The 16,412-nt window shown below is 73.3% G+C and carries 13 protein-coding genes and 3 tRNA genes; 8 read left to right on the top strand and 8 right to left on the bottom strand.

Annotation, left to right across the window (positions count from 1 at the left end; all coding sequences use genetic code 11):
• Positions 1–228: 228 nt before the first annotated feature.
• The 3 genes from ACFXGN_RS04235 (at position 229) to ACFXGN_RS04225 (ending at position 5,293) form a co-directional block, all read left to right on the top strand.
• Positions 229–2,460, top strand: a complete 2,232-nt coding sequence (locus tag ACFXGN_RS04235) for a hypothetical protein (RefSeq protein WP_384853260.1) — start codon at positions 229–231, stop codon at positions 2,458–2,460.
• 336 nt (positions 2,461–2,796) lie between these two features.
• Positions 2,797–4,257, top strand: coding sequence for a N,N-dimethylformamidase beta subunit family domain-containing protein (locus tag ACFXGN_RS04230; protein WP_384853257.1), 1,461 nt, complete (start codon positions 2,797–2,799; stop codon positions 4,255–4,257).
• 127 nt (positions 4,258–4,384) lie between these two features.
• Positions 4,385–5,293 (top strand): phosphoribosylaminoimidazolesuccinocarboxamide synthase, encoded by a 909-nt coding sequence (locus ACFXGN_RS04225; protein ID WP_384853254.1) that lies wholly within the window; start codon positions 4,385–4,387, stop codon positions 5,291–5,293.
• Positions 5,294–5,376: 83 nt separating this feature from the next.
• Here the strand turns inward: ACFXGN_RS04225 and ACFXGN_RS04220 are convergent.
• The 8 genes from ACFXGN_RS04220 to ACFXGN_RS04185 form a co-directional block, all read right to left on the bottom strand.
• Positions 5,377–5,452 (bottom strand) — tRNA-Gly (locus tag ACFXGN_RS04220).
• Between the two features lie 22 nt (positions 5,453–5,474).
• Positions 5,475–6,122, bottom strand: a complete 648-nt coding sequence (locus ACFXGN_RS04215) for a response regulator (protein WP_384854473.1) — start codon at positions 6,120–6,122, stop codon at positions 5,475–5,477.
• Between the two features lie 110 nt (positions 6,123–6,232).
• The gene (locus ACFXGN_RS04210) at positions 6,233–7,822 is read right to left on the bottom strand and encodes a sensor histidine kinase (protein ID WP_384853252.1); all 1,590 of its coding nucleotides are present in this window, start codon (positions 7,820–7,822) and stop codon (positions 6,233–6,235) included.
• Positions 7,823–7,942: 120 nt separating this feature from the next.
• Positions 7,943–8,740: an ABC transporter permease gene (locus ACFXGN_RS04205; RefSeq protein WP_384853250.1), complete on the bottom strand. Its 798-nt coding sequence runs from the start codon at positions 8,738–8,740 to the stop codon at positions 7,943–7,945.
• Positions 8,737–9,657: an ABC transporter ATP-binding protein gene (locus ACFXGN_RS04200; protein ID WP_384853247.1), complete on the bottom strand. Its 921-nt coding sequence runs from the start codon at positions 9,655–9,657 to the stop codon at positions 8,737–8,739. The genes ACFXGN_RS04205 and ACFXGN_RS04200 overlap by 4 nt, the downstream gene beginning before the upstream one ends.
• Before the next feature lie 306 nt (positions 9,658–9,963).
• Positions 9,964–10,039 (bottom strand) — tRNA-Gly (locus ACFXGN_RS04195).
• A gap of 81 nt (positions 10,040–10,120) precedes the next feature.
• Positions 10,121–10,192, bottom strand: a tRNA-Gly gene (locus ACFXGN_RS04190).
• 143 nt (positions 10,193–10,335) lie between these two features.
• Positions 10,336–10,677, bottom strand: a complete 342-nt coding sequence (locus ACFXGN_RS04185) for an Lsr2 family protein (RefSeq protein WP_384853245.1) — start codon at positions 10,675–10,677, stop codon at positions 10,336–10,338.
• A gap of 452 nt (positions 10,678–11,129) precedes the next feature.
• On the opposite strand from ACFXGN_RS04185, the gene purS reads away from it, so the two are divergent.
• The 5 genes from purS to ACFXGN_RS04160 all read left to right on the top strand — a co-directional run bounded on the left by purS (position 11,130) and on the right by ACFXGN_RS04160 (position 16,118).
• On the top strand, positions 11,130–11,375 hold the full coding sequence (gene purS, locus ACFXGN_RS04180; protein WP_015035032.1) for a phosphoribosylformylglycinamidine synthase subunit PurS: 246 nt from the start codon (positions 11,130–11,132) through the stop codon (positions 11,373–11,375).
• Positions 11,372–12,052, top strand: coding sequence for a phosphoribosylformylglycinamidine synthase subunit PurQ (gene purQ, locus ACFXGN_RS04175; protein WP_384853242.1), 681 nt, complete (start codon positions 11,372–11,374; stop codon positions 12,050–12,052). Before purS ends, purQ begins: the two co-directional genes overlap by 4 nt.
• Positions 12,052–14,301 carry a phosphoribosylformylglycinamidine synthase subunit PurL gene (purL, locus tag ACFXGN_RS04170; RefSeq protein ID WP_384853239.1) on the top strand — a complete coding sequence of 750 codons (2,250 nt, stop codon included), beginning with the start codon at positions 12,052–12,054 and terminating at the stop codon, positions 14,299–14,301. The genes purQ and purL overlap by 1 nt, the downstream gene beginning before the upstream one ends.
• Before the next feature lie 146 nt (positions 14,302–14,447).
• On the top strand, positions 14,448–14,954 hold the full coding sequence (locus tag ACFXGN_RS04165; protein WP_384853236.1) for an ArsR/SmtB family transcription factor: 507 nt from the start codon (positions 14,448–14,450) through the stop codon (positions 14,952–14,954).
• Positions 14,955–15,122: 168 nt separating this feature from the next.
• Entirely contained in the window at positions 15,123–16,118 is a 996-nt protein-coding gene (locus tag ACFXGN_RS04160; protein WP_384853233.1) for a peptidoglycan DD-metalloendopeptidase family protein, read from the top strand.
• Positions 16,119–16,412: the final 294 nt, after the last annotated feature.

The following is a 16,412-nucleotide window of genomic DNA, read 5'->3' as shown; positions in this document are numbered from 1 at the left end:
GAGCAACACTGCACCGCACGGCCTCCCGAACGCCATCACCTTTGCCCAAGGCCATTCCATCGAGTGACGGTTGAGCCATCCGGATGACGTCCGCCACAGCCCCAACTAGGGTGCGGCGAAGGCGTTCCGGCACTTGGCCCACCGGCATTGCGATGTCGGTGCCGGGTGCCACAGTGGGGGAGTGAGCAACACCGCCACAGGCAGTCCCGACGTGGGCAGGAGGGGGTGATGTACGGCGTGTCCGGTACCGGTTCCGTTGTCGCCGAGGAGTGGGGAGCGCGCGCCGCGCACTCCCGGGCCCTCGCGGTCCTCCGGGTCCGCGGCAGGGCCCTGGGCCTCGCGGTCCTGCCCGCCGCCGTGGCCGTCGTGCTCCACGCGGGCGGTGCCGCGGGCCACTTCACGGGCCCCGGCTGGGAGGCGGCCCGCTGGGCGGTCGACGTCCTCGCCGCCGTCGTCCTCGTGGTCGCCGCGGCCGTCACGCTCGTCGTCGTCCGGGCCCGCCCGGCGGCCACGCCCACGGTGGAGCTCTCCGAGACCGCCGCCCCCGACCTCTACCGGCTCGTCCGGGACCTCGCCGACCGGCTCGACGTCCCCGCGCCCTCCGCGATAGCCCTGACCCCCGACTGCGACAGCTGGCTGGAGGACCGCACCCATCGCGCGCTGCGCGCCCCGGGCGGCGCCGGTGGCCGGAGCTCCGGCAGCGCCCCCGTCCTCGTCATGGGCTCGCCCTTCCTGTGGTGGATGCGCGTCGGCGAACTGCGGGCGATCCTCGCCCCCGTCGTCGCCGGTACGGGCCCCGCCGCGCATCCCGACATAGCCGCCGCCCGCCGTTTCGTCCGGGGGCTCGACGCCGCCGTCGCCGTACCGGACGAGCCCGGTCTCGACCCGTTCCGGCGGCTCGGCGCCCGTGGGGTCGCCCGGATCGCCCGGGTCCTGCTCCGCGCCTGCCGGACGCACGCCGCCGAGATGGAGCGCGGGGTAGCCGCCGCGGGCTCGGAGCGCGCCCAGGCCGTGGACTACGGGGTGCGGATCGTCGCCCAGGAACAGGTCGGTCTCGCGTACGCGGGCTGGGACCGGCTCCTGACCCGGGTCGCGCTGCCCGCCTGGCGCATGGGCCGCTGGCCCGCCCGGCTCGACGCGGGTGTGGTCTCCGCGCTGACCGAACTGTCCCGCCGGGACCGGCTCGCGGACGGCTTCTCCTCGCGGCTCGGCGAGCGCCCTGCCTGTGACCTCCTGGAGGAGCCCGGCGCGGTCGACGAGGCCACCTCGCTGCTCGCCGCCCGGCTCTTCCACGGCGGCCCGGCCGAGCCGTGTCCCGACTGGTCGCCGGTGGAGTGGAGCCAGTATCCGGAGGAGGTCGTCGACCGGAAGTGGCGTACGGACGCGGCCCGGCTGCACCGGGTCCTCGACGGCCTCGGTGTGACCGGCGGCGGCCCGGCGCCCGACGACGGCCCGACCCTGGCCCGGGTGATCGACCATCTGACGGCGGGCCGTCCGGAAGGCTGGACGGAAGGCCATCTGGAAGACCGTCCGGAAGGCTGGACGGAGAACCGGGCGGTGGACGCCGAGGTCGCTCCCGGCCGCCCCATCGATCCCGGCGGCCCCACCGCTCCCGGCTCACCCGCCGGTCCTGACGAAGTCGGCGCCCCCGCCGGGCCCGATGCCTTCGCGGGTCCCGGTCCCGGTCCCGCTTCCGACGCCCCCGCTGATCCGGGCGTCCCCGGCGCCTCCGTCGTCCCCGGCACCCCCGCCGGGCCCGGCTCCCCCGATGATCCCGACGCCTTCGACGTACTCGACGACGAGCCGGTCAATCCCGCCGCCGAGGCCCTCGCCGCCGCGCTGAGCGGTCTCCTCGCGCGGGAGGAAGCGGTCAGGGAGGCACGGGTGGCCGCCGGTGCGTCCCTGACGGCCAAGGCCGCGAAGTCGGCCGAGGCGGCCGAGTCGGGCAAGAATAAGTCCGGGACGAAGTCCGGGTCCGGAGCGAAGTCCGCGACCGGGGCCGCCCCGGCGTCCGGGTCCACATCCGGGTCCGGGGCCGCCCCGACGTCCGGGTCCACACCCGGGGCCGGGTCCGCGTCCGGGACGGACTTCATCATCGGAGCCCGGTCGGCGGGCTCCGTGTCCGACTCCGAGGCCGATCGGGCCCTCCCGCCGCCGCCCGTCGTCTTCAGCGGTCCCGACGGGCCCCTGCCGCTGTTCCCGCTCCAGCCGCCCCGGAGCGGCCGTGACCTGCTCGCCGACCATGTGACCGCGATGGTCTGCTGCGCGGCCGTCGACACCGCCGAGGCGGTACCCGGACTCGACTGGCTCGACGGGCCCTCCCTGCTCGTGGGCGGCGAGCGCGCGGCCGATCTCGGCCCCCGGGTCCTGGCTCTGGTGGAGGACGGGGACCCCGAGCCGCTACGGCTCTGGCTGGCCCGTACCGGAGTGCGCCCGGAGAAGCCCGTACGACTGGTCTGAACCAGCCAGGACCGGCCACCGGGCCGTTCCCGGGGCGGGTCACCCGATGGTTCTCGGACAGGGCTCGGTGCGATTTCATGGCTGTTGTCCTGGTTTCACGGCTATTTTCGGCCGCCTCTCCGGCCGTTCCGCCCGGAGTCAGGGGTTCCACTCTCGTCAATTCGCGACGAACGGTGACGGAGTGCGCGCGTTATGTGATGTGCTGGAGACCGCCACTGACAGAGGCACGCACCGGACGTCCGCGCCAGTGGCACGGACCAGCCACGGGCCGATCGACCGAGCCGGGGGAACCGAGACCGACCGGGAACGACCGGGGGAGTCGAGGGAGGGCGCACCATGGGGGCGGACCAGATCAGGAGGTGGGAATCGGGGGCGCTGGCACACGCCGTCTCCGATCCCTTCGGCCAGGGCCCGCTGCCCTGGCTGCGCGGCTCCGAGAACTACTTCGACGACACCGGGCAGATGGTGCCCTGGTACGCGGACGAGATCCTGGCCAGCGGCGGCAACGGGGGCCCGCGCACGGCGGACGACGTGCGCCGCCAGATCAAGGGCTTCGCCTCCGAGGGCGCGGTGGCACCGGGCGAGTCGATCGACTTCCACATCACGGTGGACCCGCCGCAGGAGTTCTCGGTGGACATCTACCGGATCGGTCACTACGGCGGCCACGGCGCCGCGAAGATCACCACGAGTCCCCGGCTCTCCGGGATCGTCCAGCCCGCCCCGCTCACCGCCGACCGCACGGTCTCCTGTCACCACTGGTGGCAGTCCTGGCGGCTCCAGGTCCCGTCCTACTGGTCGATCGGCGCGTACGTGGCCGTGCTCACCACCGTCGACGGGCACCGCTCGCACATCCCCTTCACCGTCCGGGACAGCCACCCGGCGGACCTGCTGCTCGTCCTGCCGGACGTGACCTGGCAGGCGTACAACCTCTACCCGGAGGACGGGCACACCGGCGCGAGCCTCTACCACGCGTGGGACGAGGAGGGCCGGCTGCTCGGCGAGGAGGACGCGGCCGTCACCGTCTCCTTCGACCGTCCCTACGCGGGCGCGGGACTGCCGCTGCACGTGGGGCACGCGTACGACTTCATCCGCTGGGCCGAGCGCTACGGCTACGACCTGGCGTACGCGGAGACCCGCGACCTGCACGCGGGCCGGGTCGATCCCGGGCGCTACCGGGGCCTCGTCTTCCCCGGGCACGACGAGTACTGGTCGGTGCCGATGCGCAGGACCGTCGAGCGCGCCCGCGACCAGGGGACCTCGCTGGTCTTCCTCTCCGCCAACACCATGTACTGGCAGGTGGAGCTGGGCCCGTCGCCCTCGGGGGTGCCGGACCGGCTCCTGACCTGCCGGAAGCGGCGCGGTCCCGGCCGGTCCGCGCTCTGGCGCGAGGTGGACCGGCCGGAGCAGCAGCTGCTCGGCATCCAGTACGCGGGGCGGGTGCCGGAGCCGCGTCCGCTGGTCGTCAGGAACGCGGGGCACTGGCTGTGGGAGGCGACCGGGGCGGGCGACGGCGACGAACTGCCCGGACTCGTCGCGGGCGAGGCGGACCGCTACTTCCCGCGCACGCCGCTGCCCGAGCACCAGGGCCGCATCCTGCTCGCGCACTCGCCGTACCAGGACGGGGAGGGGGCGCTGCGGCACCAGGAGACCTCGCTGTACCGGGCGCCCTCGGGGGCGTGGGTCTTCGCCTCCGGCACCTTCGCCTGGTCGCCCGCGCTCGACCGGCCGGGGCATGTGGACGCCCGGGTGCAGCGGGCCACGGCGAACCTCCTCGACCGGATCTGCAAGAGGGACTGACCGGGTCCGGGCGTCCGCAGACCGGGACCGACCGGGGTTGACCAGGGATGACCGGGGCCGCTCGCCGTGGTGGCGGCCGGGTGCGAGAGAATCGAAGCGCTCCTGGATCAACCTACGCGGAGGAACCGTGTCCGGATTCGTAGAAAAGCCCGAGCCCGTCCAGGTCCCGGGCCTGACCCATCTCCACACGGGCAAGGTGCGCGACCTGTACCGGAACGAGGCCGGTGACCTCGTGATGGTGGCGAGCGACCGCCTGTCCGCGTACGACTGGGTCCTGCCCACCGAGATCCCCGACAAGGGCCGGGTCCTCACCCAGCTCTCCCTGTGGTGGTTCGACCGGCTCGCCGACCTGGTCCCGCACCATGTGCTCTCGACCGAGCTTCCGGCCGGCGCCCCCGCCGACTGGGCCGGGCGCACCCTGATCTGCAAGTCGCTCGCCATGGTCCCGGTCGAGTGCGTGGCCCGGGGCTACCTCACCGGCTCCGGTCTCGTGGAGTACGACGAGTCCCGTACGGTCTGCGGTCTCGCACTCCCCGAGGGGCTCGGCGACGGTTCCGAGCTGCCCGCCCCGATCTTCACCCCCGCGACGAAGGCGGCGGTCGGCGACCACGACGAGAACGTCTCGTACGAGGAGGTCGCCCGGCAGGTCGGCGACGGGACCGCCGCGCTGCTGCGCCGGACGACGCTCGCGGTGTACGGCCGGGCCCGGGACGTGGCCCGTGAGCGCGGGATCATCCTCGCCGACACCAAGTTCGAGTTCGGCTTCGACGGGGAGACCCTCGTCCTCGCCGACGAGGTGCTCACCCCGGACTCCTCGCGGTTCTGGCCCGCCGCCCAGTGGGAGCCGGGCCGTGCCCAGCCCTCGTACGACAAGCAGTTCGTCCGTGACTGGCTGACCTCCCCGGCCTCCGGCTGGGACCGCCGGAGCGAGCAGCCGCCGCCCGCGCTCCCGCAGGAGATCGTGGACGCCACCCGTGCCAAGTACCTGGAGGCGTACGAGCTGCTGACCGGGAAGACCTGGTCGGACAGCTTCTAGCCGCCCGTGCTCCCGCCTCCGCCGCCGGTGGGGGCGGGAGGCACGAGAAAGCCCCCGGTCGGATTGACCGGGGGCTTTCTTCGTGGAGCGGACGACGAGATTCGAACTCGCGACCCTCACCTTGGCAAGGTGATGCTCTACCAGCTGAGCTACGTCCGCATGTGCTGTTGCGCGGGGCTAACTATACCCATCCTTTGGTCTGCGCGAGACGCACCGCCGTGTGCCGGTTCTCCGCACCGAGCTTCGCGGCGGCGGAGGAGAGGTAGTTGCGGACGGTTCCGGGGGAGAGGGAGGCCCGCCGGGCGATCTCCGCCACGGGGGCTCCGTCGGCGGAGAGTTCGAGCACCTCGGCCTCCCGGGCGGTCAGCGGGGAGTCCCCGGCGGCGATGGCGTCCGCCGCCAACTCCGGATCCACGTAGCGGTTTCCGGCGTGCACGGTACGGATGATCTCGGCCAGCCGCCGGGCGCTGACGGTCTTCGGCACGAAGCCCCGGACCCCGGCGGAGAGCGCCCGCTTGAGGTGCCCGGGACGGCCGTGGCCGGTCACGATCATGGTGCGGCAGCCGGGCAGTTCGTCCCGCAGGGCTGTGGCGACCCTCACACCGTCCGCCCCCGGCATCTGGAGGTCGAGCACGGCGACGTCGGGGCGGTGGGCCAGGGCCATGGCGAGCGCCTCGGGCCCGGTCGCCGCCTCGGCCACGACCACGAGGTCGTCCTCAAGACCGAGGAGCGCGGCGAGCGCGCCCCGGATCAGATGCTCGTCGTCGGCGAGCAGCACACGGAGGGGCGGGGGTACGGGCGCGGTGGCCGGGGCGGAGCTCCCGGCCACCGGCTCCGTCGCGGGTACGGGTACGGGGTCAGGCGTGGGTACGGGGTGGGGTGCGGCTCCGGGGGCGGGCGCGTCGCCCTGCTCCGGTACGGAGCCCGGTCCGGGCGCGGTCATCGGTCGACCGCCTTCGCCAGCGGCGCGGACGGGGACCCGTGCGGGGGCGCGGGCAGCGGCACCGGAGCGGAGGGCGGCCCCGGCGGGGGAGGAACGGACCGCGTGGACGGCGGCTCGGGTACGGGGGGCGAGGCTGGCGAGGTCGGCGGCTCGGGTGCGGGGGGCGAGGCTGGCGCGGGTGCCCTCCCCGGTGCGGGCCCCGAGAGCGGAGGTTCCGGGGCGGGGGCCACGGCCCGTACGGGCGTCACCGGCACGGTCACGGGCGTCCCCGGCGTCCCCGGCGGCACCGGCGGCACCGGTGTAGCCGTGGCCGCACCCGAGCCCGTACCTGCTCTCGTACCCAGGCTCGCACCCGCACCCGCACCCGTACCCGAGCCCGTGGCCGGTACCCGGGCCGTCACCCTGAACGTGCCGCCGTCGCCGCGGCCCGCCTCCAGCGTGCCGTCGACGGCCGCGAGCCGTTCGCGCAGTCCGGCGAGGCCGGAGCCCCGGCCGGGCAGGTCCGTGCCCGCCCCGGGGGCGTCCGCCCCGTCGTTCACGACCGTCAGCAGCACCGTGCCGTTCTCCTCCCGCACGGTGATCGCGCAGTTCCGCGCGTCCCCGTGCCTCAGTACGTTGGTGGTGGTCTCCCGGACCACCCAGCCCAGCGCCGACCGGACCGGGTCCGGCAGGTCGAGCGCGGGGGCGTCGACGGCGCAGCCGATCCCGGCGGCGCCGAGCACGCCCCGCGCGCCCTCCAGTTCCACCCGCAGGTCCGCCTCGCGGTAGCCGCGCACGACGTCCCGCACCTCCCGCTGGGACTCCTGGGCGATCCGCTGGACCTCGGTCATCTGGTCGACGGCCTCCGGACGTCCGCGCCGGGCGAGCTGGACGGCCAGCTCGCTCTTGAGGGCGATGACGGAGAGGTTCCGGCCGAGGATGTCGTGCAGGTCGCGGCCGAAGCGCAGCCGCTCCTCGGCGACGGCGAGCCGGGTCTGCACGTCCCGTGCCGCGCGCAGCTCGAAGACGACGCCGAGCACCCAGAGCGAGAGCCGGATGGTCACGGCCAGCCAGCCGGTGAAGAACACGACGACCCCCAGGACCGCCAGGGTCTGCCCGAGGTTCGGGCCGGTCAGCGGGACGAGGGCGGCGAGCAGGGCGATCAGGAGCGCCTGGTGGAGGACGATCCGGCGCACCGGGAGGACCAGGCAGTGCCCGGCGACGAAGGGGATGAGCGCCGCCGCGAGCATCGAGGGCAGCAGGTCCCCGATGCTCGCGGTGGCCGCTTCGAGGAGGACCGCGCCGACGGTCGCGGCCCCGGCGGTCGCCGCGTACCGCACGACGTGCGTCGGGACCGGGGTGCCGGGGCGCAGATAGGCGTCCATGGCGAGGCGCAGGAAGCGGTGGCAGAAGAGCCCGTTGGCGAGGTTGAGGAGCGGGGCGACGACCACGAGCGGCAGCGGGGCCTCGTGCCGCACCTGCCGGACGAGGAGCAGCAGTCCGAGGACGAACACGGCGGTCCACAGCAGCATGTACGCGGTGACGCGGGTGTAGAGGTCGACCTTGTCCAGGCCGCTGCGGCGGCTCAGGGCGCGCAGGCTCCTCATGGTGTCGGCCCCTCTCGATGTCTCGGCGCACGGGTGCGCGGTGTGCCCCTCGCCCGTCGTCCGGGGCCGGGCGGCGGGTGTCCGGTGCGGGGTGTCCGGTGCCTGGGGCCGGTGCGGGGTTCAGCGGCGGGGTTCCCAGCGGAACCACCGTTGGACAGCAAACACCGAGACCACGATCCAGGCCACCGTCGGCAGCAGGGCGTCGGCGAGGTCGCCCGCCGTCGCGCCGCCCGTCCAGCCCGCCCGGAGGAGGCTCACGGAGCCGGTCAGGGGCAGCAGTTCGCAGAAGGACGCGATCCGGTCGGGGAGGGCGGAGAGGGGGACGAAGAGACCGGAACCGACGGCCGAGAGCATCACCAGGGGCAGGGCGGTGAGCTGGGCGCTCTCGGTGGTGCGGGTGACGACGGAGGTGACGGCGGCGAGTGCGGCGAGCAGGACGGTGCCGAGGAGGACCCCGGCGAGGAGGAGTTCGGGCCGGGCGGGCGCGGGCAGGCCGAGGAGGGTGAGGCCGCCGGTCGTGAGCAGGGCGCACTGGGCGAGGGCGAGGGCGGCGGCGGGCAGCGCGATGCCGGTGAGGATCTCGGGGTCGGTGGGTTCGCCGGTGCGGAGCCGTTTGAGGACGAGGCTCTCGCGGCGGGTGACGAAGGCGCCGACGAGGTTGCTGTAGACGCCCATGAGGAGGGCCATGGCGACGGCGCCGGTGACGGCGATCTCCGCGATGCTCGTGCCCGTGTCGCCGAGGTCGGCGCTCCGGAGGGAGGTGCGGACGGCTTCGACCATGAGGACGGGGACGAAGAGGGCGCCGAAGAGGGCGGTGCGGTTGCGCAGGAGCAGGGTCAGTTCGGCCCGTCCGAGGGCGGCGAGCCGCGCGCGGGAGGGGACGGCGGGCCGGGCTCGGGAGGGGGCGAGGAGGCTCATCGGGCGGGCTCCGTTTCCGTGGTGATCCGTCCGGCGATGTCGAGGAACGCCTCTTCGAGGGAGGCGGCGCGGGCGTCGAGCCCGCCGAGCCGTACGTCGTGGTCCCGGGCCCAGCCGAGCAGCGCGGCCAGGTCGTCCTGGAGCGCGGTGGTACGGATCTCGACCCGGCCGCCGTCCTCGGCGGCCCGCAGGTGGAGCGGGAGCCGGGCGGCGGGGACGTCGTGGGGGAGGGTGAAGAGGATGCGGGCGGGGCGGGCGGCGGTGACCTCGGCGGGGGTGCCGGAGAGCACGATCCGGCCGCCGTGCATGATCGCGAGCCGGTCGGCCAGGACCTCGGCCTCCTCCAGGTAGTGGGTGGTGAGGAGGATGGTGGTGCCGTCGTCGCGGAGGGAGCGGACGAGGGCCCAGGTGTCGCGGCGGCCCTCGGCGTCGAGTCCGGTGGTGGGTTCGTCGAGGAAGAGGACCTCGGGGCGGCCGAGGAGGGCGAGGGCGAGGTCGAGGCGCCGCCGTTCGCCGCCGGACAGCTGCTTGACGCGGACCTTCTCGCGGCCGGTGAGACCGGTGGCGTCGAGGACGTCGCCGGAGGGCCGGGCGCCGCTGGTGCAGCCCGCCCACATCCGTACGGTTTCGGCCACGGTGAGGTCGGAGGGGAAGCCGCCTTCCTGGAGCATCACGCCGACGCGGGGGCGGACGGCGGCCCGTTCCCGGTACGGGTCGTGGCCGAGGACACGGGCGGTGCCCGCGCTGGGGGCGGCGAGGCCCTCCAGGAGTTCGACGGTGGAGGTCTTGCCCGCGCCGTTGGTGCCGAGGAGGGCGAAGACCTCGCCGCGCGGGACGGCGAAGGAGAGGCCGCGGACGGCTTCGAAACCGCCGGAGTAGGTGCGGCGGAGGCCTTCCGCCTGGATCGCGTGGGTCATGGATCCAGGTTCCCGGCGCCGCGGGACGTACGGCAGTGCGTGCCGTCATCACCCGCGTCTGACAAATGTCATGCGGCGGACGGACCGACCGGTGCCGAGGGGCGCCGAGCGGCGAGGACAGACAGGGACGGGCGAGGACGCCGACGTCGGCCGGTCCGTCGGTCCGTCAGCCGGTCGACGGAGGAAGGACGGACGGACGGGCGGCCAGGCGACGAAACGGCCAGGCGCCCAGGAACGGTCTGGGACGGCCGGGGAACGGTCGGGAACACGACGAAGGCCCGGTTCCTGAGAACCGGGCCTTCGATCTGGAGCGGACGACGAGATTCGAACTCGCGACCCTCACCTTGGCAAGGTGATGCTCTACCAGCTGAGCTACGTCCGCATTGCTGCCGCTCGGCTTTCACCGGGCGGTGCGGGCATCACTCTACCCGATGCACAGGAGTGCTTCGGTCTTGCGATGCAGAGCGGGTGACAGGAATTGCACACTGCGCCTTCCCCCTGGAAGGGGGATGTTCTGCTACTGAACTACACCCGCACGCTGCTCGGGGCCGGACCTTTCGGCCTTGCCCCTCGGCGTGTTCCAAACCTTAGCCGATCATGGGGGGTGGAATGCAAATCGGTTCCCCGGACGGTCCGGCCGGGCCCCCTCCTCGGGGGGCGGCCCGGCGGCTCCTCGGCTCAGCTCGCCGCCTGGAACGCCTCGTAGACCCGCTTCGGGATGCGGCCCCGGGCGGGCACGTCCATCTTGTTGGACTGGGCCCAGGCGCGGACGGCCGCGGGTGCGGGGGCCACGGAGGTGTGGGTGTACGTCTCCGCCGGGGCGCTCCGGCCGGCCGCCCCGCGCGCGGACTGCTTGCGTCCGGCCGCGAGGTACGGGGCGAGTGCCTTGCGGAGTTTCTTTGCATTGGCAGCATTCAGGTCGATCTCGTACATCTTCCCGTCGAGGCCGAACGCGACCGTTTCAGCCGCTTCTCCGCCGTCCATGTCGTCGGAGAGTGTGACCACCACACGCTGAGCCACGGATATAGGTCCTTTCCTGTGGCCGACGCCGGGGTGAGGACGCTTGTGGCGCCTCTGACGTGCGGCGATGACGACCTTACGGCTGTGCCGGGACAAAGCTGCTTTCTTCTGGATTCCTTTCTACAGCGGCAGGTGTCGCAGGGGGAAGCCCCGGCAATTGTTTGAGCGTGTCCCGGCGCAATGAGATCCGGCGGAGATGCGACGGAGATGTGGCGGAGATCCGGCCGAGAACCGCCGGGGAGTGTGGCGGGAGTCGATGAGATCCGGCGGGGACAGCGATATTTCACAGGAATTTTGCGTGGGCGGGGAGGGGCTCGGGTGCGGGTGGCGTCCGTCGGCCGGGCAGGTCCGTGACCTGGCTTTTGTAGGATCCTTCAGATCTCTACCCGCGTAGAATTTGGAGGCAGGTACGCTGAGTGAACCGCCCACGCAACACACCACCGGGAGTGCCAGTGGCACGCGTCGTAGTCGACGTCATGCTCAAGCCGGAGATCCTCGACCCTCAGGGGCAGGCGGTGCAGCGTGCACTGCCTCGCCTGGGATTCGCCGGAATCGCCGACGTCCGTCAGGGGAAGCGCTTCGAGCTGGAGGTGGAGGGACCGGTCGACGACGCCGCCCTCGCCCGCATCCATGAGATGGCCGAAACCTTCCTTGCCAACACCGTGATCGAAGACTTCGTCGTGAAGGTGGAGTCGTGACCGCACGCATCGGCGTCGTCACCTTCCCCGGCACGCTCGACGACCAGGACGCGCTGCGCGCCGCCCGTCTCGCGGGCGCCGAGCCCGTCTCGCTGTGGCACCGCGACAAGGACCTCAAGCAGGTCGACGCCGTGGTCCTGGCCGGCGGCTTCTCCTACGGCGACTACCTGCGGGCCGGAGCCATCTCCCGCTTCTCGCCGGTGATGGAGACGGTCATCGAGCAGGCGAAGGCGGGTATGCCCGTCCTCGGCATCTGCAACGGCTTCCAGATCCTCACCGAGGCTCATCTGCTGCCGGGCGCGATGCTGCGCAACAACCACCTCCACTTCGTCTGCCGCGACCAGAAGCTGCGGGTGGAGAACGCGGGCACCGCCTGGACCTCGGACTACACCGAGGGCCAGGAGATCGAGGTCCCGCTCAAGAACATGGACGGCCGGTACGTCGCCGACGAGCACACGCTCGACGCGCTGGAGGCCGAGGGGCGGGTCGCCTTCCGCTACCTGGACGTGAACCCCAACGGCTCGCTGCGCGACATCGCGGGCATCACCAACGCCGCGGGCAACGTGGTCGGCCTCATGCCGCACCCGGAGCACGCCGTCGAGCCGCTCATCGGCACCGGCAAGACGGACGGCCTCGGTTTCTTCACCTCGATCCTCAAGAAGCTGGTCAACGCCTGATGACTCTGGACACGGTCAAGCACGCGGCCGAGACGCCGGACAGCGAGCAGCCCTGGAAGGAGCTCGGCCTCAAGGAGGACGAGTACGCGCGCGTCCGCGAGATCCTCGGCCGCCGTCCCACCGGCGCCGAGCTCGCCATGTACTCCGTCATGTGGTCCGAGCACTGCTCGTACAAGAGCAGCAAGGTCCACCTGAAGCAGTTCGGCGAGAAGGTCCCGGAGAACGACGCCATGCTCGTCGGCATCGGCGAGAACGCGGGCGTCGTCGACGTCGGCCAGGGGTACGCGGTCACCTTCAAGGTCGAGTCGCACAACCACCCCTCGTACATCGAGCCCTACCAGGGCGCGGCCACCGGCGTCGGCGGCATCGTCCGCGACATCCTCGCCATGGGCGCCCGCCCGGTCGCGGTCGTCGACCCGCTGCGCTTCGGCGCCGCCGACCACCCCGACACCCGGCGCGTGCTGCCCGGTGTCGTCGCGGGCATCGGCGGCTACGGCAACTGCCTCGGCCTGCCGAACATCGGCGGCGAGGTCGTCTTCGACTCCTGTTACCAGGGCAACCCGCTGGTCAACGCCGGTTGCATCGGCGTCATGCGGCACGAGGACATCCACCTCGCCAAGGCCTCCGGGCCCGGCAACAAGGTCATCCTGTACGGCGCCCGCACCGGCGGCGACGGCATCGGCGGCGTCTCGGTCCTCGCGTCCGAGACCTTCGACGACACCAAGCCCACCAAGCGCCCCGCCGTGCAGGTCGGCGACCCCTTCCAGGAGAAGCTCCTCATCGAGTGCACCCTGGAGATCTTCCGGGAGAAGCTGGTCGCGGGCATCCAGGACCTCGGCGGCGCCGGGCTCTCCTGCGCCACCTCCGAGCTGGCCTCCGCCGGTTCCGGCGGGATGCGCGTGGACCTCGACCTGGTGCACCTGCGCGACGCGACGCTCTCGCCCGAGGAGATCCTCATGAGCGAGTCGCAGGAGCGCATGTGCGCGATCGTCGAGCCCGAGCACGTCGGCCGCTTCCTGGAGATCTGCGAGAAGTGGGACGTCATCGCCACCGTCATCGGTGAGGTGACCGAGGGCGAGCGCCTGGAGATCTTCTGGCACGGCGAGCAGATCGTCGACGTGCCGCCGCGCTCCGTCGCCCACGAGGGCCCGACCTACCACCGGCCGTACGCGCGCCCCGAGTGGCAGGACGCGCTCCAGGCGGACGACGCGGGCAAGCTGCCCCGGCCGACGACCGGCGCCGAGCTGAAGGACCAGGTCCTGAGGCTGGTGTCGTCGCCGAACCAGGCGTCGAAGTCCTGGATCACGGACCAGTACGACCGGTTCGTGCAGGGCAACACGGTCCTGGCGCAGCCCGAGGACGCGGGCATGGTCCGCATCGACGAGGAGACCAACCTCGGCGTGGCCATGGCGACCGACGGCAACGGCCGGTACGCGAAGCTCGACCCGTACACGGGCGCGCAGCTCGCCCTCGCGGAGGCGTACCGCAACGTCGCCGCGTCCGGCGCCAAGCCGCTCGCCATCTCGGACTGCCTGAACTTCGGCTCGCCCGAGGACCCGGCCGTGATGTGGCAGTTCGCCGAGGCCACCCGTGGTCTCGCGGACGGCTGCCTCCAGCTCGGCACCCCGGTGACCGGCGGCAACGTGTCGCTCTACAACCAGACCGGTGACGTGGCGATCCACCCGACGCCCGTCGTGGCCGTCCTCGGTGTGATCGACGACGTCGACCGCCGTACGCCGATCGCCTTCGCGGAAGAGGGCCAGCTCCTCTACCTGCTGGGTGACACGCGTGAGGAGTTCGGCGGTTCGGCCTGGTCCGAGGTGATCCACCAGCACCTGGGCGGTCTGCCGCCGGCCGTGGACCTCGACCGCGAGAAGCTGCTGGGCGAGATCCTGATCTCGGCGTCCCGCGACGGCATGATCGATGCGGCGCACGACCTGTCCGACGGCGGTCTGGTGCAGTCGGTCGTCGAGTCCTGCCTGCGCGGCGGGAACGGCGCGCGTCTGGTCGTTCCGGAGGGCCTGGACGCGTTCACGTTCCTGTTCTCCGAGTCGGCGGGCCGCGCGGTCGTCGCCGTTCCGCGCAGCGAGGAGCTCCGCTTCACCGACATGTGCGGTGCGCGCGGTCTCCCGGCGGCCCGGATCGGTGTCGTCGACGGTGACGCGGTGGACGTGCAGGGCGAGTTCGCGCTCTCCCTCGCGGAGCTGCGCACGGCGCACGAGGCGACGATCCCGGGCCTGCTGGCCTGATCGCGTCGCGCGGAAGTGACGGGGGAGCCCCCGTCCGGCCTTCGGGTCCGGGCGGGGGCTCTTCCGTGTGCGGGCCGCGTCTCGCGGCGCGTGTGGGCTCCGACGACTGGTTGCATGAGATTACGTAATTACGTAATCTCATGGTCATGGAGCTGGAAGAGCGGGTCGCCGCGCTGGAAGAGCGCGTCGCGGCCCTGGAGGGCGTCGAGCGGCCCGCGCCCGAGACCGTCGACGGCACCTTCTGGGCCCTGGAGGGGCTCAGAGCGCGGATCGAGGAGGCGGGGGCGGCTGGTGAGGACGGCGCGGTCCTGTTCACGGGCTCGGTCAGGCTGCCGACCGACGAGCGGTACGAGTGGCAGCTCGGCGCCTTCACCGGGCGGCTGCTCGACGAGGACTGGGCCCTCGGCGCCGAGAGCCTCGCCGCGCTCGGGAATCCCGTACGGCTCCGGCTGCTGCGGGAGATCCTCGGCGGCCGACGCACCGCCGCCGAGCTGGCGGAGTCGGCCGAGACCGGCACGACCGGCCAGATCTACCACCACCTGCGCCAGTTGACCGGCGCGGGCTGGCTGCACACCAGCGGGCGCGGCCGGTACGAGGTCCCGGCCGCCCGGGTCGTCCCGCTCCTGGTGGTCCTCACGGCCGCCCGGCCCTGACGGGTCCCGCCCGTCCCTCCCCGGCCGTCCGTTCTTCCCAGCCGTCCGTCCTTCACGGTCGTCCGTCCTTCACGGCCGCCCGTTTCCGACGGGCCGCGCGTCGCTCGCCCGTCGCCTGCCCGTCGCCCGTCCGAACCCGTCACCACCGTCCGTCCAGGGGGAACGTCCATGTCGTCACGGAAACTCGCCACCATCGCCGTCCGGCTGCTGACGCTGCTGTTCGTCGCGCAGGCGCTCGCCTCGGTCTTCGTGACCCCGCCCTACCCGTACGCGGTGGGCTGGCTCCCGGCGGTCGCCGCCGCCGCGGTCGGCATCGGCCTCCTCGTCACCGCCCGCCCCCGCCGCGCCGCCGCCGCGGACCGGCCCCCGGTCAAGATCGCCCCGCCGGTCACCGGCCGCTGGACCGCCCTCAACAGCCCGGCGGACCGGACCCCGAGCCACGGGACGCACCTGTACGGGCAGACGTACGCGATCGACATCGTGGCGGCGGGTCCCTCGGACGGCGCCGGGGACGGCAGGCCCGCCTTCGCCGCGCTGTGGCCGCTGAGCCGCCGCAGCGAGGAGTACCCCGGCTTCGGCGCCCCGCTGTACGCCGTCGCGGACGCCGTCGTCGTGCACGCCGAGGACCGGCAGCGCGACCACCGCAGCCGCACCTCGCTGCCCGCCCTGGTGTACCTGATGGTGGTCGAGTCCCTGGTCAGGTCGCTGGCCGGGGCGCGCCGGGTGACCGGCAACCACCTGGTCCTGGACCTGGGCGACGGTACGTACGCGATGTACGCGCACCTGCGGCACGGCTCGCTGACGGTCCGCGCGGGCGACCGGGTGACGGCCGGGCGGGAACTGGCCCGGTGCGGGAACTCGGGCAACTCCACCGAGCCGCACGTGCACTTCCAGCTGATGGACGGCCCGGACCTGGACACGGCGGTGGGCGTCCCGTTCACCTGGCACGGGGTCGGCGTCCCCGCGAACGGCGAGACGTTCGAGACCGGCGAGGGAGCGGGGACGGGGCCCGTGCCCGCGACCGACGCGAAGCCCGAGGCCGAGTGCATGGCGAAGCCCGAGGCCGTGACCACGGCGAAGCCCGATGCCGAGGCCGAGGCCGAGCCCGCGACCGATGCCGATGCCGAGGCTGAGCCCGTGCCCGGGACCGCCCGCGCGGCCTGACCTGCTCGGCCAGGAGGGTCCCGGCAGGCCTGGTGACGTCTGCTCCGGCGGAACCGTCGTACGGTCAGGTGCCCACGGCCACGGCGTGATCCGCCCGCGCGGCCCGGCCACGGGGCCGTCTTCCCGGCCGGGATCCCGGCCGTGCTCCGGGGCGCCCGCGCGGCCCGGCCGCCGTGTCCGTGGCGGAGTCCGCCCGTACGCCCGTACGGTCCGGTGATCGTGGGCCCGGTGGGGACCGCCGGGGGGCCACGGCCGTCGGGTGGCCCGGCGGCTCGGCCGGGTCCCGCGCTCCGG

Origin of the sequence: Streptomyces sp. NPDC059247 (assembly GCF_042754005.1) — a bacterium.
In the GTDB taxonomy this organism is placed as follows: Bacteria; Actinomycetota; Actinomycetes; order Streptomycetales; family Streptomycetaceae; genus Streptomyces.
Note: the sequence above shows the minus strand (reverse complement) of the source record. Positions and strands in the feature narration are given on the sequence as shown.

What these genes read in the sequence shown, in the direction of transcription:
- ACFXGN_RS04205 (WP_384853250.1), bottom strand. Translation starts at nt 8,740, where the DNA reads ATGAGCCTCCTCGCCCCCTCCCGAGCCCGGCCCGCCGTCCCCTCCCGC.
- purL (WP_384853239.1), top strand. Translation starts at nt 12,052, where the DNA reads ATGACTCTGGACACGGTCAAGCACGCGGCCGAGACGCCGGACAGCGAG.
- ACFXGN_RS04230 (WP_384853257.1), top strand. Translation starts at nt 2,797, where the DNA reads ATGGGGGCGGACCAGATCAGGAGGTGGGAATCGGGGGCGCTGGCACAC.
- ACFXGN_RS04165 (WP_384853236.1), top strand. Translation starts at nt 14,448, where the DNA reads ATGGAGCTGGAAGAGCGGGTCGCCGCGCTGGAAGAGCGCGTCGCGGCC.
- ACFXGN_RS04210 (WP_384853252.1), bottom strand. Translation starts at nt 7,822, where the DNA reads ATGAGGAGCCTGCGCGCCCTGAGCCGCCGCAGCGGCCTGGACAAGGTC.
- ACFXGN_RS04160 (WP_384853233.1), top strand. Translation starts at nt 15,123, where the DNA reads ATGTCGTCACGGAAACTCGCCACCATCGCCGTCCGGCTGCTGACGCTG.
- ACFXGN_RS04200 (WP_384853247.1), bottom strand. Translation starts at nt 9,657, where the DNA reads ATGACCCACGCGATCCAGGCGGAAGGCCTCCGCCGCACCTACTCCGGC.
- ACFXGN_RS04235 (WP_384853260.1), top strand. Translation starts at nt 229, where the DNA reads ATGTACGGCGTGTCCGGTACCGGTTCCGTTGTCGCCGAGGAGTGGGGA.